The sequence below is a fragment of the Streptomyces sp. NRRL F-5755 genome, from assembly GCF_001279365.1.
Taxonomy (GTDB): Bacteria; Actinomycetota; Actinomycetes; order Streptomycetales; family Streptomycetaceae; genus Streptomyces; species Streptomyces rimosus.
Genome location: NZ_LGCW01000012.1, coordinates 1 through 23,353, shown reverse-complemented (window position 1 = coordinate 23,353; position 23,353 = coordinate 1). Strand labels below are relative to the sequence as shown.

The 23,353-nt window shown below is 72.2% G+C and carries 19 protein-coding genes and 1 pseudogene; 11 read left to right on the top strand and 9 right to left on the bottom strand.

The features are described from left to right. Positions 1 to 117 precede the first annotated feature (117 nt). Positions 118 to 954: an ABC transporter ATP-binding protein gene (locus tag ADK86_RS02705; RefSeq protein WP_003983998.1), complete on the top strand. Its 837-nt coding sequence runs from the start codon at positions 118 to 120 to the stop codon at positions 952 to 954. Positions 955 to 967: 13 nt separating this feature from the next. Here ADK86_RS02705 and ADK86_RS02700 read toward each other — a convergent pair whose 3' ends face one another. Continuing rightward, positions 968 to 2,089 (bottom strand): ferritin-like domain-containing protein, encoded by a 1,122-nt coding sequence (locus tag ADK86_RS02700; RefSeq protein WP_053695077.1) that lies wholly within the window; start codon positions 2,087 to 2,089, stop codon positions 968 to 970. A gap of 169 nt (positions 2,090 to 2,258) precedes the next feature. Between ADK86_RS02700 and ADK86_RS02695 the strand changes: the two genes are divergently transcribed. From ADK86_RS02695 to ADK86_RS02670, 6 genes and pseudogenes are all read left to right on the top strand, one after another. After that, positions 2,259 to 3,206 carry an AurF N-oxygenase family protein gene (locus ADK86_RS02695; RefSeq protein WP_030603340.1) on the top strand — a complete coding sequence of 316 codons (948 nt, stop codon included), beginning with the start codon at positions 2,259 to 2,261 and terminating at the stop codon, positions 3,204 to 3,206. Between the two features lie 93 nt (positions 3,207 to 3,299). Beyond that, positions 3,300 to 4,040: a TetR/AcrR family transcriptional regulator gene (locus tag ADK86_RS02690; protein WP_053695076.1), complete on the top strand. Its 741-nt coding sequence runs from the start codon at positions 3,300 to 3,302 to the stop codon at positions 4,038 to 4,040. 83 nt (positions 4,041 to 4,123) lie between these two features. Further along, a complete protein-coding gene (locus ADK86_RS02685; protein ID WP_053695075.1) occupies positions 4,124 to 4,387 on the top strand; it encodes a hypothetical protein in 264 nt (87 codons plus the stop codon). Positions 4,388 to 4,765: 378 nt separating this feature from the next. Further along, positions 4,766 to 5,782, top strand: a pseudogene (locus tag ADK86_RS02680) (chitinase); the annotation flags it as partial. A 254-nt stretch (positions 5,783 to 6,036) separates the two neighbouring features. After that, positions 6,037 to 7,191, top strand: coding sequence for a C40 family peptidase (locus ADK86_RS02675; RefSeq protein ID WP_234345660.1), 1,155 nt, complete (start codon positions 6,037 to 6,039; stop codon positions 7,189 to 7,191). Between the two features lie 157 nt (positions 7,192 to 7,348). Then, the gene (locus ADK86_RS02670) at positions 7,349 to 8,836 is read left to right on the top strand and encodes an alpha/beta hydrolase (RefSeq protein WP_234345659.1); all 1,488 of its coding nucleotides are present in this window, start codon (positions 7,349 to 7,351) and stop codon (positions 8,834 to 8,836) included. Here ADK86_RS02670 and ADK86_RS02665 read toward each other — a convergent pair. From ADK86_RS02665 to ADK86_RS02645, 5 genes are read right to left on the bottom strand one after another with little or no spacing between them, the layout of a single operon-like run. After that, complete coding sequence (locus ADK86_RS02665) at positions 8,833 to 10,083, bottom strand: styrene monooxygenase/indole monooxygenase family protein (protein ID WP_053695072.1); 1,251 nt, start codon at positions 10,081 to 10,083, stop codon at positions 8,833 to 8,835. The two genes, ADK86_RS02670 and ADK86_RS02665, sit on opposite strands and share 4 nt — an antisense overlap. Before the next feature lie 38 nt (positions 10,084 to 10,121). After that, positions 10,122 to 10,754 (bottom strand): GTP-binding protein, encoded by a 633-nt coding sequence (locus ADK86_RS02660; protein WP_053695071.1) that lies wholly within the window; start codon positions 10,752 to 10,754, stop codon positions 10,122 to 10,124. A 4-nt stretch (positions 10,755 to 10,758) separates the two neighbouring features. Further along, positions 10,759 to 11,160: a DUF742 domain-containing protein gene (locus ADK86_RS02655; protein WP_003984008.1), complete on the bottom strand. Its 402-nt coding sequence runs from the start codon at positions 11,158 to 11,160 to the stop codon at positions 10,759 to 10,761. After that, on the bottom strand, positions 11,157 to 11,654 hold the full coding sequence (locus tag ADK86_RS02650; RefSeq protein ID WP_053695070.1) for a roadblock/LC7 domain-containing protein: 498 nt from the start codon (positions 11,652 to 11,654) through the stop codon (positions 11,157 to 11,159). Before ADK86_RS02650 ends, ADK86_RS02655 begins: the two co-directional genes overlap by 4 nt. Next, positions 11,651 to 14,287 carry a nitrate- and nitrite sensing domain-containing protein gene (locus tag ADK86_RS02645; protein WP_053695086.1) on the bottom strand — a complete coding sequence of 879 codons (2,637 nt, stop codon included), beginning with the start codon at positions 14,285 to 14,287 and terminating at the stop codon, positions 11,651 to 11,653. The genes ADK86_RS02650 and ADK86_RS02645 overlap by 4 nt, the downstream gene beginning before the upstream one ends. A 693-nt stretch (positions 14,288 to 14,980) precedes the next feature. Between ADK86_RS02645 and ADK86_RS02640 the strand changes: the two genes are divergently transcribed. The 3 genes from ADK86_RS02640 to ADK86_RS02630 all read left to right on the top strand — a co-directional run bounded on the left by ADK86_RS02640 (position 14,981) and on the right by ADK86_RS02630 (position 18,104). Next, positions 14,981 to 15,826: a protein phosphatase 2C domain-containing protein gene (locus ADK86_RS02640; protein ID WP_053695069.1), complete on the top strand. Its 846-nt coding sequence runs from the start codon at positions 14,981 to 14,983 to the stop codon at positions 15,824 to 15,826. Positions 15,827 to 15,990: 164 nt separating this feature from the next. Then, on the top strand, positions 15,991 to 16,701 hold the full coding sequence (locus ADK86_RS02635) for a TetR/AcrR family transcriptional regulator (RefSeq protein ID WP_053695068.1): 711 nt from the start codon (positions 15,991 to 15,993) through the stop codon (positions 16,699 to 16,701). Between the two features lie 38 nt (positions 16,702 to 16,739). Continuing rightward, a complete protein-coding gene (locus tag ADK86_RS02630) occupies positions 16,740 to 18,104 on the top strand; it encodes a cytochrome P450 family protein (protein WP_199834336.1) in 1,365 nt (454 codons plus the stop codon). Between the two features lie 175 nt (positions 18,105 to 18,279). Here the strand turns inward: ADK86_RS02630 and ADK86_RS02625 are convergent, their stop codons facing one another. Further along, the gene (locus tag ADK86_RS02625) at positions 18,280 to 18,828 is read right to left on the bottom strand and encodes a MarR family winged helix-turn-helix transcriptional regulator (RefSeq protein ID WP_053695084.1); all 549 of its coding nucleotides are present in this window, start codon (positions 18,826 to 18,828) and stop codon (positions 18,280 to 18,282) included. 274 nt (positions 18,829 to 19,102) lie between these two features. On the opposite strand from ADK86_RS02625, the gene ADK86_RS02620 reads away from it, so the two are divergent. Further along, positions 19,103 to 19,924: a lysozyme gene (locus ADK86_RS02620; protein ID WP_053695067.1), complete on the top strand. Its 822-nt coding sequence runs from the start codon at positions 19,103 to 19,105 to the stop codon at positions 19,922 to 19,924. 57 nt (positions 19,925 to 19,981) lie between these two features. Here ADK86_RS02620 and ADK86_RS02615 read toward each other — a convergent pair whose 3' ends face one another. Then, a complete protein-coding gene (locus ADK86_RS02615) occupies positions 19,982 to 20,581 on the bottom strand; it encodes a Uma2 family endonuclease (protein WP_053695066.1) in 600 nt (199 codons plus the stop codon). A 130-nt stretch (positions 20,582 to 20,711) separates the two neighbouring features. Beyond that, positions 20,712 to 23,120, bottom strand: coding sequence for an endopeptidase La (lon, locus tag ADK86_RS02610; protein WP_053695083.1), 2,409 nt, complete (start codon positions 23,118 to 23,120; stop codon positions 20,712 to 20,714). Positions 23,121 to 23,353: the final 233 nt, after the last annotated feature.

Below are 23,353 nucleotides of genomic sequence, written 5' to 3'. Positions count from 1 at the left end.
TCGCCGAATTCCCGTCTGCCGCGCGACTCCCCCAGCCACCAGCAGCCCCAGGGACCCGCGTTCCACACCCCGGACACCGCCCTCACAAACCTGCCCCATACAGCTAACCTGCCCGCCATGACGACCTCGGAGCCCTCGGACCCCACCGCCCCCACGGCCCCCGGCGACCAGGTGATCGCGGCCCTCCACGACGCGAGCGTCCGCCGCTTCACCACCGGGCAGGTCATCCTCGACGGCATCGACTGGACCGTGCGCACCGGTGAGCACTGGGCGCTGCTCGGCGCCAACGGTGCGGGCAAGACGACCGTGCTGCGGCTGATCGGCGCGCTCATGTTCCCGACGACCGGCACGGTGGAGGTGCTCGGTCACCGGCTGGGCACCGTGGACGTACGTGAACTGCGCGCCGCGATCGGCCTGGTCTCCAGCGCGCAGAAGGTGCCCCAGGACGCCACCGGGCACACCGTGGTGCTGACCGGTGCGACCGGGACCGTGCAGCCGCTGTGGGGGAAGTACGACGACGCGACCCGCGAGCGCGCGCACGAACTGCTGGCGGAGCTGGAGTGCAAGGAACTGGCGGACCGGCCGTACGGCGTGTGTTCCGGGGGCCAGCGGGCCCGGCTGCTCATCGCCCGCGCGCTGATGGCCGATCCATCGCTGCTGCTCCTGGACGAGCCGTTCAACGCGCTCGACCTGCCGTCCAGGGAGGACCTGATCGACACCATGCACCGCCTGGCCAAGGGCCGCCCCGGCCTGGCGACCGTCACCGTCACCCACCACCTGGAAGAGCTGTCCCCCGCCATCGGCCACGCGCTGCTGCTGCGCGAGGGCCGCGTCCAAGCGCTGGGCCCGGTCGCGGACGTCCTCACGGGTGACCGCATGACGGCGTGCTTCGGGCGCCCCATCGAGGTGTCCCGCCACGACGGACGCTGGCTCGCCCGGTCGGGGCGGCGCTAGCGCCCCGGGGGCGTCAGCTGTCCAACTGCTCGGACTTGACGCCCTCGGCGATCGCCTCGGCCACCTCCGCCGTGCGTTCGCGCTCTTCTTTCGCGAAGCGTTCGGCGTCGAGCTGTTCGGCCAGTTCCTCGTCCTGGGCCATCAGCTGGTCCAGGTTGGAGTCGCCCAGCTCGAAGACGCCCATGTCCACGTACGCCTGCTGGAGGCGTTCGCCCCACAGGCCGATGTCCTTCACGCACGGCACGATGCGGCTGAAGAGCAGTTTGCGGAAGAGATGGAGGAATTCGGAGTTCTCGGTGATCTCGGCGGCCTCCTGGTGGGGGACGCCGAAGTTCTCCAGCACCTCCAGGCCGCGCAGCCGGTCGCGCATCAGGTAGCAGCCCTCGATGACGAACTCCTCGCGTTCGCGCAGTTCGGCGTCGGTGAGCTGCTTGTAGTAGTCGCGCAGGGCCAGCCGCCCGAAGGCGACGTGCCGGGCCTCGTCCTGCATGACGTAGGCGAGGATCTGTTTCGGCAGCGGCATGGTGGTGGTGTCGCGGATCATGCCGAACGCGGCCAGCGCGAGTCCCTCGATCAGCACCTGCATGCCCAGGTAAGGCATGTCCCAGCGGGAGTCCCTGAGCGTGTCCCCCAGCAGCGCCTGGAGATTGTCGTTGACCGGGTAGAGCATCCCGATCTTCTCTTTCAGGAAGCGGCTGTAGATCTCCGCGTGCCGGGCCTCGTCCATGGTCTGGGTCGCGGAGTAGAACTTCGCGTCGAGGTCGGGGACGGTCTCCACGATGCGCGCCGCGCACACCATCGCGCCCTGCTCGCCGTGCAGGAACTGGCTGAACTGCCAGGAGGCGTAGTGCTGCCGCAGTTCACCGCGCTCCTTGTCCGACATCCGGTCCCAGTAGGGCGTGCCGTACAGGGCCACCGATTCATCCGGGGTGCCGAGCGGGTTGTACGGGTCGACCTCCTGCGCCCAGTCGATGCGCAGGTCGGCGTCCCACTGCTTGTCCTTGCCCTTCTGGTAGAGCGCGAGGAGCCGTTCCCGGCCGTCGTCGTATTCCCAGCTGAAGCGGGCCGGGCTGCCGGCCGGCACGGTCCACTCGTACCCGCCCGGGGCCTGTACGTACAGCTCGCGGCTCGACATCCATGCCTCCTCGCTCGGCCCGATCCCCCTGCCGGGGACGGTCGTTGGCAGGCTCACACGAACTTACCGGCGGGTCAACAATTCCGGCACAGGGGATTGACGCGCTTGCTGACACGCAGTCTCATAAGACGGTGACCGCGGGTAACCCACGAGCGAGGTAGCCACAGCCATGACAACCGTGACGACAGCGACGACCGTGACGGAGCCGGAAGCCCTCCGGGACGCCCTCGGGCTGCTCAAGGACCGCGAGCAGGTGGCGGAACGGCTGCTCGACTCCTCCGCCAAGCACTCCTTCGACCCGGACACCGAACTCGACTGGGACGCACCCCTGGAAGAGGGCAAGTGGTTCTGGCCGCCGGAGCTGGTGTCCCTCTACGACACCCCGCTGTGGAAGAAGATGTCCGAGGAGCAGCGGATGGAGCTGTCCCGGCACGAGGCCGCCTCGCTGGCCTCGCTGGGCATCTGGTTCGAGATCATTCTGATGCAGCTGCTGGTACGGCACATCTACGACAAGTCCGTCACCAGCGCGCACGTCCGCTACGCGCTGACCGAGATAGCCGACGAGTGCCGGCACTCGAAGATGTTCGCGCGCATGATCCAGAAGGGCGAGGCGCCCTCGTACCCCGTCTCCCGCCTCAACCACAACCTGGCGCGCATCCTCAAGACCGTCTCCACCACGCCCGGTTCGTTCGCCTGCACGCTGCTCGGCGAGGAGATCCTGGACTGGATGCAGCGGCTGACCTTCCCGGACGAGCGGGTCCAGACGATCGTGCGCGGCGTCACCCGCATCCACGTCGTCGAAGAGGCCCGGCACGTCCGCTACGCGCGCGAGGAACTGCGCCGCCAGATGGTCACGGCGCCGCGCTGGGAGCAGGAACTGACCCGGATCAGCTGCGGGGAGGCGGCCCGCGTCTTCTCCATCGCGTTCGTCAACCCGCAGGTGTACACGAACGTCGGTCTGGACCGGCGGGAGGCGGTCGCCCAGGTGAAGGCGAGCGGGCACCGGCGCGAGGTGATGCAGTCCGGCGCGGGCCGGCTGACGGAGTTCCTGGACGACATCGGCGTCCTGCGGGGCGTCGGCCGCAAGCTCTGGAAGAGCTCGGGGCTGCTGGCGTAGGCACCGGCGCAGCGCGGGTCCGTACCCGCGGGTGCGCCCCGCGCTCCCGAACCCGCCCCGTCGCCTGCCCGACGGGGCGGTTACGCTGCTGGGATGAACGGCAGCGGCACCGCCCCAGCAGTACCCCGGCCCGCCTACCGGCGGCTCAGCGTCGAGGAGCGCCGCTCCCAACTCCTCACGGCCGCCCTGGGACTGTTCGCCCAGCGCGCCCCGGAGGACGTGTCGCTGGACGACGTGGCGAACGCCGCCGAGGTCTCCCGGCCGCTCGTCTACCGCTACTTCCCCGGCGGCAAGCAGCAGTTGTACGAGGCCGCCCTGCGCAGCGCGGCCGACATACTGGAAGGCTGCTTCGACGAGCCGGAGGAAGGCCCGCTGACGCGGCGCCTCGGCCGGGCGCTCGATCGCTACCTGGCCTTCGTGGACGAGCACGACGCCGGCTTCAGCGCCCTGCTCCAGGGCGGCAGCGTCGTCGAGACGGCCCGTACGTCCGCGATCGTCGACGAGGTGCGGCGCGCCGCCGCCGAGCAGATCCTGCTCCACCTCGGGGCCCCCGCCCCGTCGCCCCGGCTGCGGATGGCGGTCCGTACGTGGATCACCGCCGTCGAAGCCGCCTCCCTGATCTGGCTGGACGAGGAGAAGCAGCCGCCGCTGGACGAACTGCGCGACTGGCTGGTCGATCACTTCGTGGCGCTGCTGACCGCGACCGCGGCGGGCGACGAGCAGGCCGCGCAGGTGACGCGCGCGGCGCTGGCGATGGAGTCCGCCGAGGGCCCGGTCGGTGTGCTGGCCCGGCGCGTGCTGCCCGTCGTGGGGGACGCGGCCCACCTCCTGTGACCGCCACCCGTCCGGACGCATTTCCGCCGCACCTGGCCTGACCTGCGCTTTCGTCGGCCCGCGGGGGATGTGAGACTGGTGGGGTGAGAAGCGAGAACACCCCGTTCGTCGGCGGCCCGCTCGATGGGCGGGTGCTGCCGGTCCTCGTCGGCGCGACCGGCCAGCCGCCGAAGACGTACGAGATCCCGGTGCCGAACGACGACGGCAGCCCGCCGACGGTGCATCTGTACCGGCGGGCGCCGGGCCGGGTGGGGCGGCTGGGGCTGCCGCGGGGGTGGAAGTACGAGTACGCCCCGGAGGGGAAGCCGCAGGGCGGGCCCAAGTGGCCGTGGTCCGGGCGGCGTTGATCGCGCAGTTGACCGCATTGGCGGACGGCCGCCTACGGCGCGCCGTCCGGTACCCCCACTCTTGGTCCGGACCATTGACAGTACTGGTCTAGTCCTGTTTGCTGCCTGCCCAGGGGGGAGCCGCGCTTGCGCCTCCCTGGCAAGGCCCCACCCCCGCAGGGGCGGCCCCTCCCGTTTCGGCACGCGCGTACGTCCCCTCCGTACCGCCGACGACAAGGAGCACCCCCCATGCGCCGCAGACGCCGCCTGTCCAAGAGACCCCTGACCGCCACCCTGGCCACCGTCGCCGCCGGCCTCCTCGGCGCCGCGGCCCTGTCCTCCTCCCCCGCCCAGGCCGCCCCGGCCCCCGCGCCCGCACCGGCCGCCCGTGCCCAAGCGCTTCCCGAGCACGCCCTCGTCGGCTACCTGCACGCCAGTTTCGCCAACGGCTCCGGCTACACGCGCCTGGCCGACGTGCCGGACAGCTGGGACATCATCAACCTGGCCTTCGGCGAGCCGGCCTCCGTCACCTCCGGCGACATCCGCTTCTCGCTCTGCCCCAAGACGGAGTGTCCGGGCGTGGAGAGCGAGGCGGAGTTCAAGGCCGCGGTCAAGGCGAAGCAGGCCGCGGGCAAGAAGGTGCAGATCTCGATCGGCGGCCAGAACGGACAGGTCCAGCTGACCACCACCGCCGCCCGGGACCGGTTCGTGCAGTCGGTCGGCGCGATCATCGACCGGTACGGGCTGGACGGCCTGGACATCGACTTCGAGGGCCACTCCCTCTCGCTGGCCAACGGCGACACCGACTTCAAGAACCCGAAGACGCCCTCGATCGTCAACCTGATCTCGGCGGTGAAGACCCTCAAGGCCAAGTACGGGCCCGGGTTCACGCTCACCATGGCGCCGGAGACGTTCTTCGTCCAGCTCGGCTACCAGTTCTACGGCTCGGGCCCCTGGGGCGGCCAGGACCCGCGGGCCGGCGCGTACCTGCCCGTCATCCACGCGCTCCGCGACGACCTGACCCTGCTGCACGTCCAGGACTACAACTCCGGACCGATCATGGGCCTGGACAACCAGTACCACTTCATGGGCAGCGCGGACTTCCACATCGCGATGACCGACATGCTGCTGACCGGCTTCCCGGTCGCCGGCAACCAGAACAACGTCTTCCCGGCGCTGAACCCGTCGCAGGTCGCCATCGGCCTGCCCGCCTCTTCGTACGCGGGCAACGGGCACACCGCGCCCGCCGAGGTCACCAAGGCCCTCAACTGCCTCACCCGGGGCACCGACTGCGGCAGCTACCGCCCCCACGGCCGCTGGCCCGGCATGCGGGGCCTGATGACCTGGTCCATCAACTGGGACCGGTTCGGCGGCTGGGAGTTCCAGAGGAACTTCGACGCCTACTACGGAAGCTGACCGCCCCTCAGCAGCACGCCGCGACCGCCGTCGGGCGCCGTGACACGCCGTCGGCGCCCGATCGGGTGACCGTACCGCCCCGGTGGCCCCACCCCCACGGCGAAGATACGACCACCGTGGCACGATCCGAACGAATCGGACGGCGGGCCGTGGGCCCGCCGGAGCCACAGCTGTCCGTCGGAGGTGGGTTCGTGTCGCAGCGGTGCTTGTCAGGTCGGTCGGTACCGGGCCGGATCGTACGGTCGGTCTGCGCGATGGCGCTGGTGGGAGCGGTCACGCTGACGCTGCCCGCCACCCCCGTACACGCCGCTCCGGACCCGGATCCGGCGGCGGCCGGGGAGACGGCCACGGCCGGGGAAGCGCTCACGGCCGGAGAGGCGGCGGACCCCGGCGATACCACCGACCCCGGCACCGCCGACTCCGAAGACGGCTCCCCCCGCAGCCTCCTGACCCGCCTCCAGGACCTCTACCGCCGCGCCGAGCAGGCCACCGAGGCGTACAACGCCACCGAGGAGGCCCTGAAGGCGCAGCGCGAGAAGTCCCGGGACCTCAACCTGCGGCTGGCCCGGGCCCGTACCCGGCTCGCCGACGGGCAGGCCGACGCGGGGCGGCTGGCCCGCCGGCAGTACCAAGGCAGCGGCGCCGCCGGACTGTCCACCTACCTGCGCATGCTGCTGTCCGCCGACCCGCAGGAGGTACTGGAGGAGGGCCACCTGCTCAAGGAGGCGGCCGGCAGCCAGGCCGCCGCCGTCGCGCGTCTGACCGGCGCCGAGAAGCGGGCGAACGGGCTGGCCCGGCAGGCGCGGGCGGCGCTGGACCGACAGCAGGTGCTCACCGAACGGCGCAAGCGGCAGCGGGACGCGGTGACGGGGCGGCTCAAGGAGGTCGAGGAACTGCTCGCCACGCTCTCCGACGACCAGCTCGCCGAACTCGGCACGCTGGAGCAGCGGGGCACGGACGACGCGCAGGGCCGGCTGCTGGCGTCCGGCGAGCTGCGCGGGACGCGGGCGCCGTCGGCGAGCGGCGACCGGGCCGTGCGGTACGGCCTGCGGCAGGTCGGCAAGCCGTACGTGTGGGGCGCGCAGGGTCCCGACTCCTTCGACTGCTCCGGCCTCACCTCGCAGGCGTGGTCGCACGCCGGGCGGGCCATTCCGCGCACCAGCCAGGAGCAGTGGCGGCGGCTCCCGCACGTACCGCTGCGCGCGCTGCGCCCCGGCGACCTGGTGATCTACTTCCCCGGCGCCACGCACGTCGCGATGTACCTGGGCGACGGCATGGTGGTGCAGGCCCCGCGCCCCGGAACCGAGATCAAGGTCTCCCCCATCGCGTCGAACCCGCTGCTCGGCGCGGTCCGCCCGGACCGGGACGCGGCGGCCCTGCGCGCCTACGCACCGCCGCGGTGGCACTGACACCACCCCCAGGACTCACCCCTGCTTCATCGACGCCCCCTGGCCGCGCGGCGCAGCATCGTTCCCGTACGGCACACAGCCGTACGCGCCTACAGGGGAGGAACGCATGCGGGTGTTCGGAAGGCCACGGTGGCGAAGGGCCTCCGTGGCGGGGCTGGTGACCGTGGCGACGGCCGCGCTGCTGCCGGCGGCCACCGGGTCCGCCTCGGCCGCGGGGGACGGGCACATTCCCGCGCGCTATACGGAGCAGCGGCTCAGCTGGCACGCCTGCGACGGCAAGCCGTCGCTGGAATGCGCGACGATGACCGTGCCGCGCGACTGGCACCACCCTGCGGACGGCCCGGACCTCGGCATTTCCGTGTCCCGGCACCGGGCGGCCGATCCGGCGGCCCGGCGGGGCGTCCTGATGATGGCGGCGGGCGGGCCGGGCGGACAGGGCCTGACCAGGCCGGCGGACTTCGCCGAGAAGTCGCCCGCGGTGGCCGCCGCGTACGACATCGTGAGCTTCAACCAGCGCGGGCTGCCGCTCAGCACGCCCCTCACCTGCCAGACCAGGGCGGAGTTCGACGCGTTCTTCGGCGACGACTCGCGGGACCGCTCGCCCGCTGCGGTACGGGGTGCCGTGCGGCGTTCCCGTCAGCTGGCGCGCGCCTGCCAGGAGCGGAGCGGCGGGCTGGCGCCGTACATCACCACCGACCAGACGGTGCGCGACATGGACCTGTTCCGCGCGCTGCTCGGTGCCCGCAGGATCGCGTATTACGGCCCTTCGTACGCGACCATGATCGGCGCCTACTACGCGACGGAGTTCCCGCACCGCGTCGACCGGCTCGTCCTGGACAGCCCGGTCGGCTTCGCCGGCACCTGGCAGTCCTTCGAGGAGGGCCAGCCGCTCAGCTTCCAGCGCCGCTTCGAGCAGGACTTCCTGCCCTGGCTCGCCGCGCGCGACGCCACGTACCACTACGGGCGCACCGCCGCCGAGGCGAAGGCGAAGTGGGAAGCGCGGCGTCTGGCCCTGCGCGACCACCCCGCCGACCTGGGCAATGGGCATCGGGTGACCCCCAACCGCCTGGACTTCGGCACCGGCCAGGCCCTCTACAACGCGGCCGGGGGCTTCGCCCCGCTGGCCACCGCCCTCGCCGCCCTCGACCACTGGGACACCGCCGCACCGGCCGAGCGCGGCACGGCCCGGAGGGTCTTCGGCGACTACCTCAGTCCGGAATTCCTCGCCGAGTTCTCCGCGGTGACGTGCAACGACACCCCGTGGAGCCGGGACATGGACGGCTGGGTGCGCCGGACGGCCGCGTACACGGCGACGTACCCGCTGGTCGGGGCGCGGGCCCTGGCCCTCGCCGCGACCTGCGCCGCCTGGCCCGCCTCCCGCGCCCCGCGCGTCCACGTCACCGGCAGGGGCCTGCCGACGACGCTCATGCTCGCCTCGCGCCACGACCCCGCCGCCCACTACGAGGGCGCCCTCGCAGCCCACCGGACCCTGCGCGGCTCCCGCCTGGTCACCGTCGACGGCGGCGATCACGGCCAGTACGGGAACGGGAACGGGTGCGTGGACGGCCTGGTCGACCGGTACCTGCTGGCGGGCGCGGCTCCCGAGCGGGACACCGCGTGCCCGGCACCGGCGGCCGCAGGCTAGCCCAGCGAGGCGAGGTACTGCTCCGCCTTCTCCGCCTCGAAGAAGAAGTTGTCGAAGTCGGCCGGGTCGTTGAACCCGTTCGCGAACCGGTCGGCGACCGGCTGGAGTTCTCCGGCCGCGCCGATCAGGTTCAGCACGTGCTCCGGCGGCGGCGCCAGCATCGCGTTGGTCCACCTCGTGACGTGCTGGGCGGTCTCCCAGTAGCGGTCGAAGGCGGTCTGCATCCACTCCGCGTCGAAGGGGCGGTCGCCGTGCCCGATGATCGAGGCGAGGTACGAGGCGGCGCACTTGGACGCGGAGTTGGAGCCCTGGCCGGTGATCGGGTCGTTGGCGACCACGACGTCCGCGACACCGAGGACCAGCCCGCCGGAGGGGAGCCGGCCGATGGGCTTGCGCACGGTCGGCGCGTAGCGCCCGGCGAGGGTGCCGTTGGCGTCGGTCAGCTCGACCTTGGTGGCGCGCGCGTACTCCCAGGGAGTGAAGCGTTCCATCAGCTCCAGGGTCGTCGCCAGGTGCTCGTTGGGGTCCCGGACGCCCGCGAAGACGTCCAGCGGGCCGCCGGGGATGCCCTCCCAGAAGAGGATGTCGGCGCGGCCCGAGTTGGTGAGGGTCGGCATGATGAACAGCTCGCCGACGCCCGGTACAAGGTTGCAGCGCACCGCGTCGAAGTCCGGGTGCTCCGGGCGGGGGCCCAGACCGTGCACGTACGCGACGGCCAGCGCGCGCTGCGGGGCGTCGTACGGCGAACGGGACGCGTCGCGCGCGAACATCGACACCAGCTCGCCCTTGCCGGCCGAGACCAGCGTCAGGTCGTAGCGGCTCGCGAAGAAGTCGAGGTCGGAGACGGCGGCACCGTGGATGACGAGCTGCCCGCCGCGCTGCGCGAAGGTCTCCATCCAGCCGGCCATCTTCAGGCGCTGGTCGACGGACTGGGCGTAGCCGTCCAGCTTGCCCACCCAGTCGACGGCCCGCTGGGTGCCGCCGGGCTCCGCGTGGCTGCCGGGGGCGGCGACCGAGACGCCCAGGCCCTCGATGCGCGGGGCCTGGCTCTCCCAGAAGTTCAGCGCCAGGTCGCGCTCGTGCTGGAGCGCGGTGTGGAACATGCACTGCGTGGACATGACCCGGCCGGCGCGGATCTCGTCGGCGGTGCGGTTGGACATGAGGGTGACCTCATAGCCCTGGGCCTGGAGCCCGAGGGCGAGCTGGAGCCCGGACTGGCCGGCTCCGACGATGAGTATCTTCCGCATGGTTGTGCTCTCTTCCCAGGTACGGGGGGCGGCTCGGGCTATTCGGGAGTGGTTTCGAGGGCGTGCGCGACCAGCGCGAGCAGCGACTCGACGACCGTGATCCGCTTGCGCGCGTCCATGATCACGACGGGCACGTGCGGCGGCACGGTCAGGGCCTCGCGTACGTCCTCGACGGCGTACTCGGCCGTCCCCTCGAAGTGGTTGACCGCGACCACGTACGGCAGGGCGCAGCTCTCGAAGTAGTCGAGCGCGGGGAAGCAGTCGTCCAGGCGGCGGGTGTCGGCCATGACGATCGCACCGATCGCGCCGCGCACCAGGTCGTCCCACATGAACCAGAAACGTTGCTGCCCCGGTGTACCGAACAGGTAGAGCACCAGGTCGGAGTCGAGGGTGATCCGCCCGAAGTCCATCGCGACCGTGGTCGTGGTCTTCTGCGGGGTGGCGGACAGGTCGTCCGTGCCCTCGCTGGCCTGCGTCATCACCGCCTCGGTCTGCAACGGGGTGATCTCGGAGACCGAGCCGACGAAGGTCGTCTTGCCCACGCCGAAGCCGCCGGCCACCACTATCTTGGTGGCGATGGGGGCGCGGGAACGATCCGTCTGCCAGCTCTGCAGCCCCGCCTCGTCGGCCGCCGCGGACACTTCGGACGCTCCGGCGGCCCCGGCCGTCATCGTGTCAGAGCCTGCGAAGTCCACCCAACACCCTTTCCAGCAGCGCGCGGTCGGGTCGGCCGGTGCCGTGCCCGGTGCCGTAGACGCGGATCTTTCCTTGGTCGGCGAGGTCGCTGAGCAGCACCCGGACCACGCCCAGCGGCATCTTGAGCAGCGCGGAGATCTCCGCGACCGAACGCATCCGGCGGCACAGCTCGACGATCGCGCGCATCTCCGGCATCACCCGGTCGCCCCAGTTGCCGGACGTCAGCTCGCGCCGCTCCTCGGGGCCGTCCAGCGCGGCCACGAACGTCTCGACCAGCAGGACGTGGCCGAAGCGGGTGCGCCCGCCGGTGAGCGAGTACGGACGCACACGGGACGGTTTGCGGTCCCCGCCGCGAACGGGGAGCTCGGGGCTCGTGCTCACTGGGCGCTCTCCATCGACTTGCGCAGCTCGCTGCGGAGTTCGGGGGTCAGGACATGGCCGGCCCGGCCGACGAACAGCGCCATGTGGTAGGCGATGACGCTCATGTCGCAGTCCGGGGCGGCGTGCACCCCGAGCAGCGAACCGTCGCTGATCGCCATGACGAAGAGGCTGCCCTCCTCCATGGCGACCATCGTCTGCTTGACCGCCCCGCCGTCCATCAGCTGGGCGGCCCCCGTGGTGAGGCTGCCCAGTCCGGAGACGATGGTGGCAAGGTCCGCGCTGGACCCGCGCGGGCCCGCCGGCGCGCCCGGCTGCCCGGCCCGGAAGGCCGCGGCGGCGAGTCCCGGGTCGGAGGAGAGCAGCATCAGTCCGTCGGAGGAGACCACCACCACCGAGCGGATGCCCGGTACCTCATCGACCAGATTCGTCAGCAGCCAGTGCAGATTCCGTGCCTGGCTGCTCAGCCCGTAAGCAGTGGGCGCTTGCGCCTTCAATCGCGTGCCTCCTCGACAACGTGGCTCTCTCCCGGGGCCCCCGCTCCGTCGGTGTCCGTCTGTGGGATGGTCTGCTCCGCTGTACGTTCCGCGATCTCGGCCTCGACATCGCGCCGGCCGTCCCGCGCCCCCTGCTGGAAGCCGCCGAGCCGGGCCCGCAGGGCTTCGGCGTTGGCCGCCGCGTTGCCCGTACGGGGTGCGGCGGGGGGCTTCCGCGCCACGATCCGGGGCGTGCGCTTGGGCAGGCCCTGGTCGGTCAGCCGGCGTGGCGCACCGGCGCCCTGGCCGGTGGTCGTGTCCGCGGCGGGCGCCGCCGGGCCGGGAACCGCTGCCCCGGGCGCCGGGTGCGCCGCTTCCGCGGGCCGGGTGTGCTCGGCCGTCTCCTTGGCATACGGGCCGGGCGATTGCGGGCCGTACGGACTCGCGCCGGCCGTCGGCTCCCCGCCGGCTTCCGCGTCCACCGCCGCGACCGGCTCCGCCGCCCGCTCCGCGGCTGCCGCCGGAGCCTCTTCGGTACCGTCCGCGGCCCCTGCCGCCGCCCCGCCCTGCTCCAGCCGCGGCAGCCGCGTCTGGAGCGTGTTGGAGTTGGCCTCGGCGACCGAGCCGGGCAGGTTCTGGGTGCCGCCCTCGCCGGGCAGGGCGGGCGATACGGCGCCCGGTGCCGGGCGGGTCGGCAGGATGGCCGCGGGCAGTACGACGACCGCCGTGACTCCGCCCTGCTGCTGGTCACGCAGCTGTACGCGAATACCGTGGCGCGCGGCGAGCCGTACGACGACGTACAGGCCGAGGCCCAGCGTCTCGTCCGCCGTCTCCGGACTGTCGTCGCTTCCGGGCGCGGACGCGAGGCGGTCGTTCAGCTCCGCCAGCCGCTCCGCGGTCATCCCTATGCCCTCGTCCTGCACCGAGAGCATCACCTCGCCGCTCTCCAGCAGCCAGCCGGACAGCTCGACACGGGAGTCCGGCGGCGAGAAGGCGGTGGCGTTCTCCAGCAGCTCCGCGACGAGGTGGCTGAGGTCGTCGGCGGCGAAACCGGCGACCTGGGAGTGCGGCGGCAGCGACTGGACGCGGACCCGCTCGTACCGTTCGATCTCGCTGATCGAGGCGCGCAGCACGTCCAGCAGCGGGACCGGCGCCGGCTGGCCGGTGCCGTGCTCGGCGCCGGCCAGCACGAGGAGGTTCTCGCTGTTGCGCCGCATCCGGGCGGCGAAGTGGTCCAGCTTGAAGAGGGTCTCCAGCCGGGCGGGGTCCTGTTCCTTCTGCTCCAGCGACTCGATGACGGTCAGCTGGCGCTCCACCAGGCCCAGGGTGCGCAGCGCGAGGTTGACGAACCGGCCGTGCACACCGGTGCGCAGCGCCTCCATCCGCCCGGTCAGGTCCGTGATCTCCTGGCGCAGCGCCGCGCGCTCCTCCTGGAGCGTGTCGCGCTCGGCGACCAGGCGCTTGCGGCCGCCGATCAGCCGGGCGCGTTCGGCCTCCAGTTCGGCGGTCCGGCGGGAGACCTCGCCGACCTGGGCGTGCAGGGCGTTGACGGACCGTACGGCGTCGGCGAACTCGTCGTTGCGTCCCTTGAACGCGACCGGGGGCTCGCCCGCCGGGTCGGCCGCCACCCGCCGGGCGCCCAGCCGCAGCGCGGCGAGCGGCCGGGTCACCGAGCGCCACGCGGAGACGCTGGCGCCGACCGCGAGCAGCAGGCAGACGCCGGCCAGGGCGATACGGATCTCCAGCGCCGTCACGTCGTCGTCGCGCAGCGCGCCCAGCCGGTCGATGTCGGCGGTGGCCATCGACGCCTCGACGCTGCGCATCAGGCCGATCCGGGCGGTGAGCGCGGTCTTCACGCGCGCGCTGCTCAGCTTCTGGTCGTCGGCGTCCAGCCGCGGCTGGTCGGTGAGCCTGGCGAGGTAGCCCTCGGCGGTGTTCACGTCGCCGCCGTTGACGGCGCGGTCGTACGCGTCCCGGGCCTTGGGGCTCGCCGACTGCTTGAAGGCGGCCAGCGCGGCCTGCTCGCGTACGTGAGCCTGCTGCGCGGCGGCGGTCAGCTTGGCCTGCGGGCCGCCGGCGGCCAGGGCCGGGACGAGCAGGGCGCGGGCCGCGGCGGCCTGGTCGGTGGCGCGGCCGAGCTGCGGCAGGGCCCGGAGGTCCGGGGCGACCTCGCTCGCGCGGGCGGGCAGGTCGCGGGCGATGGCGTCGGACAGCGCGCCGAGCGCCTGGACGGCGGCCGTGTAGGCGTCGAAGGTCTCGGTCACCTGGCCGGGCCCCGAGAGCGCCTTCTGACGGGTCTGCGGCAGCGCGGCGAGGAGCTTGTCGGCCGCGCGGTACGCGGCGTCGGCGCCCGCCGCGCCGTTCGCCACCGCGCGCAGCTCGCTGATCTGCCGGTCCACGCGGGCCCGCTGGGCTTCCGAGACGCCGGCGCCGCCGTTCTTGGCGGAGCGCCCGCCCGCGACGAACTCGGTCATCGCGTCCCGCTCGTCGGCGAGGGAGTGCGCAAGCGTGACGGCGCGGGCGTTCAGGCCGGCGAGGTCGACCAGCCGCTGGGAGGCGTGGGTGTCGTCCACGGCGGAGACGACGGCGGGGGCGCCGGCGCCCAGGACGGCGAGCCCGGCGACGGCCACGGCGCCGACGAGACGGTTGCGCACCCGGGCCGGGCGCCCGGCGGGCGACGGGACGGGGGCGGCGGAGGCGTTCTGCGGAGCGGTCTTTCTGCGGTTCCCGGGCGTGCCGGGGGTCGCCGCGGTGCCGGGTGCCGTCCCGGTCCCCGCGGGCGCGCCCGGGGCGACGCCCGGAGCCGTACCCGAAACCGGACCGGCCGGCGATCCCGGCCCGCCCGCGCCGTCCCGAAGCCGCTTCTTCCGCACCGCTGCTCGCATTCCTGTCTCGCCTGCCCACACCGTGTGGTCCCGCGGACCCGGCTCGCTCCCCGCTCGCGGGGCGGACCTGTGCGAAGACCGCAGCAATGCACACGTCCGCGAGGGAAGCAGCCCGGCTCTGCGCGTCGCGACGAGCGTCACGGCCCCTCCCATGATCCGGGCCACGACCATTCCACCGGCATCGCGCAGTGGCCCGGCAACGCATGCCTGGCCACTCGAATGAGTGAACATCAATCGGAAGTTGACCATCAACTTCCGATCCCGGCCGTCGCGGCGTGCAACCCCTCGCAACCCCCGGGCGGGTTTGGCGAACCGCGCGGGGTCCTGGAAGGATGCGCGCCCGCATTCCGGGGACCGCGATTTTAGGCCCCTGTTACGCCCCTGACCTGGTACTACACCCGCCGTACCCGGCGAAGTCCGCACACCGCGGGAAACCGGACGCGCTCCGGCAGACTGGCCGGCATGCGTATCGAACTGGCCACCGAGCCGGGAGACCCCCAACACCCGAACGAGGACTACGCGTCCGTCGCGCTGCCCGCCTCCGGCCAGGGCGGAGTGCTGGTCCTGCTGGACGGCGTGACCCCACCGCCGTACGAGGTCGGCTGCACCCACCCGGTGCCGTGGTACACCGCGCGACTCGGGGGCGCAATGCTCGAACTGTCCGGTTCATTCCGGGATATGACGCTCCCTGAGGCGCTTTCGGCCGCCATCTCCAGGACGGCCGAAGTTCACCGGTCGACCTGTGACCTTTCTCACGCCCGCACTCCGCAGGCAACCGCGGTGGCCGCGCGCTGGTCGCCGGATGCCGTCGAGTACCTGGTCCTGTCCGATTCCGTCCTGCTCGTCGAGCACCACGACGGCACGGTCCGGCCGGTCCTGGACACCCGCCTGGACGAACTCCCGCCCACCGTACAAGCCCTGCGCGAGACCGTACGGGGCCTGCCGCGCGGCTCCGCCGAACTCGCCGCCGCGGGCCGCGAGTACACGGCCGCAGTGGAGGCGTTGCGCAACGCCGAGGGCGGCTTCTTCACCGCCGCGGCCGACCCGGCGGTGGCCGCCCGCGCGGTCACCGGCTCCCTGCCGCGCGCCGAAGTGCGGTCGCTGACCGCGCTCAGTGACGGGGCATCACGGTGGGTCGAGGTCTTCCGCGAGGGCTCCTGGGCGGACTGCGCGGCGGTGGTACGCAAGGAGGGGCCGCAGGGTCTGGTCGATCGCGTACGGGCACTGGAGGCCGCCGACCCCGACGGTACGGCCTTCCCGCGCGGCAAGTCGCGGGACGACGCGACGGTGGTGCTGGTGGAGCCGTAGGGGCCGGGAGCTCCCGGCGGCGGCGCGGCGCGGGCGAGGGCACGAGGCCCCGAAATCCCGGCACACGGCTGGAAACCGCCCTATCCAGCAGGCCCCGCCCGGCCTACCTTTGACTCCGTGACCAGATTCGAAATCTGGTCACGGAGTCGGGGGGGCCAGGACGCGTGGAACCGGAAGAGCGCACGGAACGCGGCGAACGCATCCTGGACGCCGCGTGCGAGCTGCTGCTCGCCTGGGGATACCGACGCGTGACCACCGACGAGATCGCCCGCCGGGCGAACGTCGGCAAAGGCACCGTCTACCTGCACTGGAAAACCAAGGACGCGCTGCTGCTGGCAGTGGTCCTGCGGGCCAAGTCGTGCGACCACGCGCGGCAGTTGGCCCGTATACGCGCCGACCACCGCAACATCCTGCCCAGCAGACTGCTGCGCTGGGCCCTCCTCGACTTCATGGAAGACCCGGTACTGCGCGCGGTGTACCTGGACGACTCCGACGTCCTCGGCCGGCTGAACGCGGTCGCCAAGAAGGAGATGGCTGAGCTGGTGGCGGAGAGCATCCAGACCCTGCGCACCCAGCTCACCACCCTGCGCGAGCACGGCCTCGTGAAGAAGGACCTGAGCGTCGACCAGCAGATGTACGCCTGCATGTCGATCTCCGCCGGATTCTTCCAGGCGGAGGCGCTCTTCCCCGAACACACGCCCGACCGGGCGGAGGACCGGGCCGACGTGCTGTGCCACACCGTACGCACCACGTTGGAGACCCACACCGATCCCGACCCACGGCTCATCGCCGCGGCCGCTCCCGCCATCATCGCGCTCTACCAGCGCCTGGAGGAGCTGAGCCGGCAGGAAGTGCGGCGGCAACTGCGCCCGTGATCCCCGATCACACCCCTGATCAGGAGGGAGAACGCACGATGACCACATCGCCCACCGAGTCCACCACGGCCACCCCGCCCGGCTCCACCACCGCCTCCGCCACCAGCACCCCGCCCGACGCCCTGCCGTCCTACGTCGGCCTGCACCCGGGCGAGCCGAACGTGATGGAACCGGAGCTGCTGAACGACCCGTACGCCGGTTACGGGAAGCTGCGCGAGCAGGGCGCGCTGGTGCGCGGCCGGTTCCTCGACGACTCGCCCATCTGGCTCGTGACCCGCTTCGACGTGGTACGCGAGGTCATGCGCGACCCGCGGTTCATCAACAACCCGACCCGCCTGCCCGGCCACACGGACAAGGACCCGCGAGCCCAGCTGATCGAGCTGTTCGGCATCCCCGACCACGTGGCCCCGTACCTGGTGGACAACATCCTCACCAGCGACCCGCCGGACCACACCCGGCTGCGGCGTCTGGTCTCGCGGGCCTTCACCGCCCGCCGCATCCAGGACCTGCGGCCGCGGGTGGAGGCCATCACCGACGCACTGCTGGACCGGCTGCCGGACCACGCGGAGGACGGCGTCGTCGACCTCGTCGAGCACTTCGCGTACCCGCTGCCCATCACCGTCATCTGCGAACTGGTCGGCATCGACGAGGAGCAGCGCCACCTGTGGCGGCAGTTCGGCGCCGCCCTCGCCTCCCTGGAGCCGAAACGGATCGGCGCCACCGTGCCGGCCATGGTCGAGCACATCCACGAAGTGATCGGCGAGCGCCGCACGGCCCTGCGGGACGACCTGCTCAGCGCGCTCATCCGGGCCCGGGACGACGACGGCGGCCGGCTGAGCGAGACCGAGATGGCCACCATGGTCCTGACGCTGGTACTGGCCGGCCACGAGACCACCGCCCACCTCATCAGCAACGGCACCCTCGCCCTGCTCACCCACCCCGACCAGCGGCGCCTGCTCACCGAGGACCCGGGCCTGCTCCCCCGCGCGGTCCACGAGCTGATGCGCTTCTGCGGGCCGATCCAGGCCACCCAGCTGCGGTACGCCACCGAGGACGTCGAGGTGGCCGGCACCCAGGTCCACAAGGGCGACGCCCTGATGTTCAGCCTCGTAGCGGCCAACCACGACCCGCGCCACTACACCGAGCCGGAAAAACTCGACCTGACGCGCCAGCCGGCGGGCCGCGCCGAGGACCACGTCGGCTTCGGACACGGCATGCACTACTGCCTGGGCGCCTCACTCGCCCGGCAGGAAGGCGAAGTCGCCTTCGGCAAACTGCTCGCACGCTATCCGGAAGTGGCACTCGCCCTGCCCCATGAGCAGCTGGAGGAGCAGGAACGGATGCGCCAGCCGGGGGCATGGCGGCTGCGGAGGCTGCCGTTGAGGCTGCGTCCGGAGAACTGACCCGCGGGGGCGCCACGCAGTGCCACGGGACGCCGGCCGTCCGCGGAGGAGGCGGCCGTCGAGGGGACCGGCGATGTGACCGGGACTGTGACCGGCACGGTCACGGGCCGGGAGCCGGTCGGGAGCCGGTCGGGAGCCGGTGCGCAGGGCCCTGCGGGGGGGCGCGCACCGGCTCTCAGCCGCCGGCGCTTCCGCCGTCTCCGCCGCGGTCCCCCTTCCCGGCCCGTTCGCCCTTCCCGGCCGTAGGGGTCGCCCCGCACCCCTCCTCCGCGTCCTGTTCGCCGTTCAAGCGGTGCAGGAGGCGGGCCAGTTCCGCTACTTCCCGGCGGTCCCAGGAGGCGAGCTGCCGGGCGTACTGGGCACGGCGGCTGTTGCGTACACAGCTGAACCGGTCGTGCCCCTCGTCGGTGAGGCGGACGAGCACGGCCCGCCCGTCGGCCGGGTCGGGCTCGCGGGCGATCAGACCCAGGTCCTCCAGGGCGCGCAGCTGCCGGCTCATCGTCGCCTTGCCCACACCGAAGTACCCGGCGAGATCCGTGGCCCGCTGCTGCCCGGCGTCCGCGAGGCGTACGAGCAGGCCGTACGCCGCCGACTCCAGCTCCGGGTGGACCGCCCGCGCCAGCTCACCGGAGGTGGCGCGGGCGCGGCGCAGAAAGACCGCCAACTCCCTCTCCAGGGACAGGAACACCTGGTCCACACCACTGGGTTCATCCGTCCCGGCCATGCCGTCGGGTCTGGTGTTGTGCACGTCAGCGCCCTCTCCCGCTTTCGGACCGTGAAACTTGTCTGCCGCGGCGGCCGAAGCCGCAGCTTGTCCAGTATTTCGCAGGATTAGACCAACGGAAGCCCGGCTCCCCTCTTTTGCCCTAAGCGTCTACGCGCGTACCGTCGTCGTACCGCCTGACATGGCCACACCAACATCTCACATGCCCTTTTGTCATGCTCGGGCCAATACAGCTCTCCCTCTCCCCTCCCCCACCGAGATCTCGGAGGCACCCATGCCTGTGCACAGATCCGGCCCGGCCGTCCTGTTCCTCACCGTCGCCGCCCTCCTCCTCGGCCTGCCCGGCACCGCCGGTGCCGCCGCGTACGGAAAGGCCCCCGAGCCCACCCACCCGGGCCAGGACTGGGCCGGCTCCCAGGTCGCCAAGCACGAGGGCGACGCGCCGGGCGAGGCGCCACCCCCCACCCTGGCCTCCGTCGAAGGCGTCGACGTCAGCAGCCACAACGGCAACGTCCCGTGGCAGACCCTGTGGAACGCCGGGGTCCGCTTCGCCTACGTCAAGGCCACCGAGTCCACCAGCTACACCAACCCGTACTTCGCGCAGCAGTACAACGGCTCCTACAACGTCGGCATGATCCGCGGCGCGTACCACTTCGCCACCCCCGACACCTCCAGCGGCGCGGCCCAGGCCGACTACTTCGTGGACCACGGCGGCGGCTGGTCCAAGGACGGCCGCACCCTGCCCGGCGCGCTCGACATGGAGTACAACCCGTACGGCTCGACCTGCTACGGCAAGAGCGCGTCCGGCCTCATCAGCTGGATGAAGGACTTCTTCGCCACGTACAAGTCACGCACCGGCCGGGACGCCGTCATCTACACCTCCACCAGCTGGTGGAAACAGTGCACCGGCAACTACGCGGGGTTCGGCTCGGTCAACCCGCTGTGGATACCGCGCTACGGCACCTCGGCCGGCGAACTCCCCGCGGGCTGGGACTTCCACACCATCTGGCAGTACACGTCCTCAGGCACCACGGTCGGCGACCGGAACCGGTTCAACGGGGCGTACGAGCGGTTGCAGGCGTTGGCCAACGGGTGAGACGCGGCCGGGTCCCGGCGGCGCGGGGTGCGCCGGGGCCCGGGGCGGCGTGCGTCGTCACTCCCGGCCGAATTCCGCCGTCTCCAGCGTCAGGCCGACGGCCGTGTCGGTCAGATCCACCGGCTCCCCGAAGTCGAGGGTCAGGTATCGGTGATACTTCCCGTCCTTGGGCAGCGTGTAGAGATGCCACGTACCGGTGTATGGATCGACGATGAGGTAGACCGGGACCTCGGCCACCGCGTAGGCATCCAGCTTGGGGCCGTAGTCGTTGTGCGAGGTGCCCCGGGAGATGACTTCGGCGACGAATTCGACGTCCTGGTACCGCCAGCGTCCCTTGTCGTCCTTCTCCGCTCCGCCCCGTAGCGCGACCACGTCACAAGCGAAGCCGTTGAGGCCGCCGGGGAAGTCGAAGCGCACATCCGACTTGATGCTCTTCCTCGGGTACTTCGCGCGTAGTTGTTCGACGATCCCCAGGATGATGTCCCAGTGGTTTTCCCGCTGCGGCGACATGACGACGGCCCCCTCGACGATCTCTGCTTTCCAGCCCTCGGGGACGGGCATCCGCTCCAGCTGGTCGAACATCTCGTCCAGGCTGAGCTCGTCGCTGCCGGCCATCTCGATCTCGATCCTGTTGTCGGTCAGCTCGATGGTCATCATGCGCTCCTCCCCACCGCCGCGGTGCGCGGGCAGTCGCGCAGTACAACGATACGCACGGTGACCGGGACACGCGCGGCCCGGAGCCCCCGTGTTCAGGGGGCTCCGGGCCGCTACGGGCCGGCCGCGTCCGTCACGCCGCGGCCGGGACCTCCGGGGCGGCCGGGGCCGAGGCCGGGGTGAGGGCCAGGTCGAGGACCTGGCGGACGTCGGAGACGGGGTGGACGTCCAGCTTCCCCAGGATCTCGGCGGGGACGTCGTCCAGGTCCGGCTCGTTGCGCTTGGGGATGACCACGGTCGTGATCCCCGCCCGGTGCGCCGCGAGCAGCTTCTGCTTGACGCCGCCGATCGGCAGCACCCGCCCGGTCAGCGAGACCTCACCGGTCATCGCCACGTCCGGCCGCACCTGCCGGCCGGAGAGCAGCGAGGCCAGTGCCGTCGTCATCGTCACGCCCGCGCTCGGGCCGTCCTTCGGCACCGCGCCCGCCGGTACGTGCAGGTGCACGCCGCGCTCCTTCAAGTCGCCGACCGGCAGCTCCAGTTCCGCGCCGTGCGAGCGCAGGAACGACAGTGCGATGTGCGCGGACTCCTTCATCACGTCGCCCAGCTGGCCGGTGAGCTGGAGGCCGGACGCGCCGGTCTCCGGGTCGGCGAGCGAGGCTTCGACGTACAGCACGTCGCCGCCCGCGCCGGTGACCGCGAGGCCGGTGACCACGCCGGGCACCGACGTGCGCCGCTCGGCCGGGTCCTGCGCCGACTCCGGGGTGTGGTGCGGCCGCCCGATCAGCGGGCGCAGTTCGTCCACGCCCACCGTGAACGGCAGGTCCCGCTCCCCCAGCTCGCTCTGGGCCGCGACCTTGCGCAGCAGCCGCCCGACGGCCCGCTCCAGGTTCCGTACGCCCGCCTCGCGGGTGTACTCGCCGGCCAGCTTGGCCAGCGCCTCGTCCGTGAACGTGACCTCGCCGGCCTCCAGACCGGCCCGCTCCAGCTGGCGCGGCACCAGGTGGTCGCGGGCGATGACGGTCTTCTCGTCCTGCGTGTAGCCGTCCAGCCGGACCAGCTCCATGCGGTCGAGCAGCGGCTCCGGTATGGCCTCCAGGACGTTGGCCGTCGCCAGGAAGACCACGTCGCTCAGGTCGAGCTCGACCTCCAGGTAATGGTCCCGGAAGGTGTGGTTCTGCGCCGGGTCGAGGACTTCGAGGAGGGCCGCGGCCGGGTCGCCGCGGAAGTCCGAGCCGACCTTGTCGATCTCGTCCAGGAGGACGACCGGGTTCATCGAGCCGGCCTCCTTGATGGCGCGCACGATACGGCCGGGCAGCGCGCCGACGTACGTACGCCGGTGGCCGCGGATCTCCGCCTCGTCCCGTACGCCGCCGAGCGCGACCCGGACGAACTTGCGGCCCATCGCCCGGGCCACCGATTCGCCCAGCGAGGTCTTGCCGACGCCGGGCGGGCCGACCAGCGCCAGCACGGTGCCGCCGCGGCGCCCGCCGACCAGGCCGAGGCCGCGGTCCGCGCGCCGCTTGCGCACGGCGAGGTACTCGGTGATGCGCTCCTTGACGTCCTCCAGACCGGCGTGGTCCGCGTCCAGGATCTCCTTCGCGCCGGGGATGTCGTACGCGTCCTGCGTACGCTCGTTCCACGGCAGCTCCAGCACCGTGTCCAGCCAGGTCCTGATCCAGCTGCCTTCGGGGCTCTGGTCGCTGGCCCGCTCCAGCTTGTCGACCTCCTTGAGGGCCGCCTTGCGCACGTCCTCGGGCAGCTCGGCGGCCTCGACGCGGGCGCGGTAGTCCTCGCCCTCGTCCTCCGGGTCGCCGTTCAGCTCGGCCAGCTCCTTGCGGACGGCCTCCATCTGGCGGCGCAGCAGGAACTCACGCTGCTGCTTGTCCACACCCTCCTGGACGTCCTTGGCGATCGACTCCGCCACGTCCTGCTCGGCGAGGTGCTCGCGCAGCGCCTCGGTGGCCTGCTTGAGGCGGGCCACCGGGTCCGTGGTCTCCAGCAGCCGGACCTTCTGCTCGGTGCTCAGGAACGGCGAGTAGCCGGAGTTGTCCGCGAGCTGCGATACGTCCTCGATCTGCTGGACGCGGTCCACGACCTGCCAGGCGCCGCGCTTCTTCAGCCAGTCGGTGGCCAGCGCCTTGTACTCCTTGACCAGCTCGGTGACGGCACCGGGCAGCGGATCGGGCACCGTCTCCTCGACGGTCGTCCCCTCCACCCACAGGGCTGCGCCGGGCCCGGTCGTCCCCGCACCGATGCGCACCCGCCCGAGGCCGCGGATCAGCGCCCCCGGGTCGCCGTCGGACAGCCGCCCGACCTGCTCGACGCGCCCGAGCACGCCGATCGCCGCGTACGCGCCGTCGATCCGCGGCACAAGCAGCACCCGCGGTTTGTTACCCGAAACGGCAGCGGCCTGCGCGGCCTCGACCGCGGCCCGCACCTCCGCCTCGGAAAGGTCCAGGGGCACCACCATGCCGGGCAGAACGACCTCGTCGTCGAGAGGCAGCACGGGCAGGGTGAGCGAAGTGGACGTCGAAGCCATGATCTCCCCTTCGGCAGGCAAGTTGAGCAATACCCACTCAATGCGTGTGGGCCGGGGGATGTTCCCTGGGTGGGGGGTGTTCGCTGTGGGCGATCAGCGGGGGTGGGTCCTGCCTGGTGGGGTGCGGTTCTGCCCGGTGGGGGTGCGCCTTGGCGCCTTGGGTTCGGTGGGTGGGGGCTCGGGGCCCCGCAGGGGTCTCTCCTCGTTGCCTGGAGCGGCCGAAATGTATGGAC

Coding starts and splice junctions, on each gene's coding strand:
- ADK86_RS02705 (WP_003983998.1), top strand. CDS start 118: ATGACGACCTCGGAGCCCTCGGACCCCACCGCCCCCACGGCCCCCGGC.
- ADK86_RS02700 (WP_053695077.1), bottom strand. CDS start 2,089: ATGTCGAGCCGCGAGCTGTACGTACAGGCCCCGGGCGGGTACGAGTGG.
- ADK86_RS02695 (WP_030603340.1), top strand. CDS start 2,259: ATGACAACCGTGACGACAGCGACGACCGTGACGGAGCCGGAAGCCCTC.
- ADK86_RS02690 (WP_053695076.1), top strand. CDS start 3,300: ATGAACGGCAGCGGCACCGCCCCAGCAGTACCCCGGCCCGCCTACCGG.
- ADK86_RS02675 (WP_234345660.1), top strand. CDS start 6,037: ATGGCGCTGGTGGGAGCGGTCACGCTGACGCTGCCCGCCACCCCCGTA.
- ADK86_RS02665 (WP_053695072.1), bottom strand. CDS start 10,083: ATGCGGAAGATACTCATCGTCGGAGCCGGCCAGTCCGGGCTCCAGCTC.
- ADK86_RS02660 (WP_053695071.1), bottom strand. CDS start 10,754: ATGACGGCCGGGGCCGCCGGAGCGTCCGAAGTGTCCGCGGCGGCCGAC.
- ADK86_RS02640 (WP_053695069.1), top strand. CDS start 14,981: ATGCGTATCGAACTGGCCACCGAGCCGGGAGACCCCCAACACCCGAAC.
- ADK86_RS02630 (WP_199834336.1), top strand. CDS start 16,740: ATGACCACATCGCCCACCGAGTCCACCACGGCCACCCCGCCCGGCTCC.
- ADK86_RS02625 (WP_053695084.1), bottom strand. CDS start 18,828: ATGGCCGGGACGGATGAACCCAGTGGTGTGGACCAGGTGTTCCTGTCC.
- ADK86_RS02620 (WP_053695067.1), top strand. CDS start 19,103: ATGCCTGTGCACAGATCCGGCCCGGCCGTCCTGTTCCTCACCGTCGCC.
- ADK86_RS02615 (WP_053695066.1), bottom strand. CDS start 20,581: ATGATGACCATCGAGCTGACCGACAACAGGATCGAGATCGAGATGGCC.
- lon (WP_053695083.1), bottom strand. CDS start 23,120: ATGGCTTCGACGTCCACTTCGCTCACCCTGCCCGTGCTGCCTCTCGAC.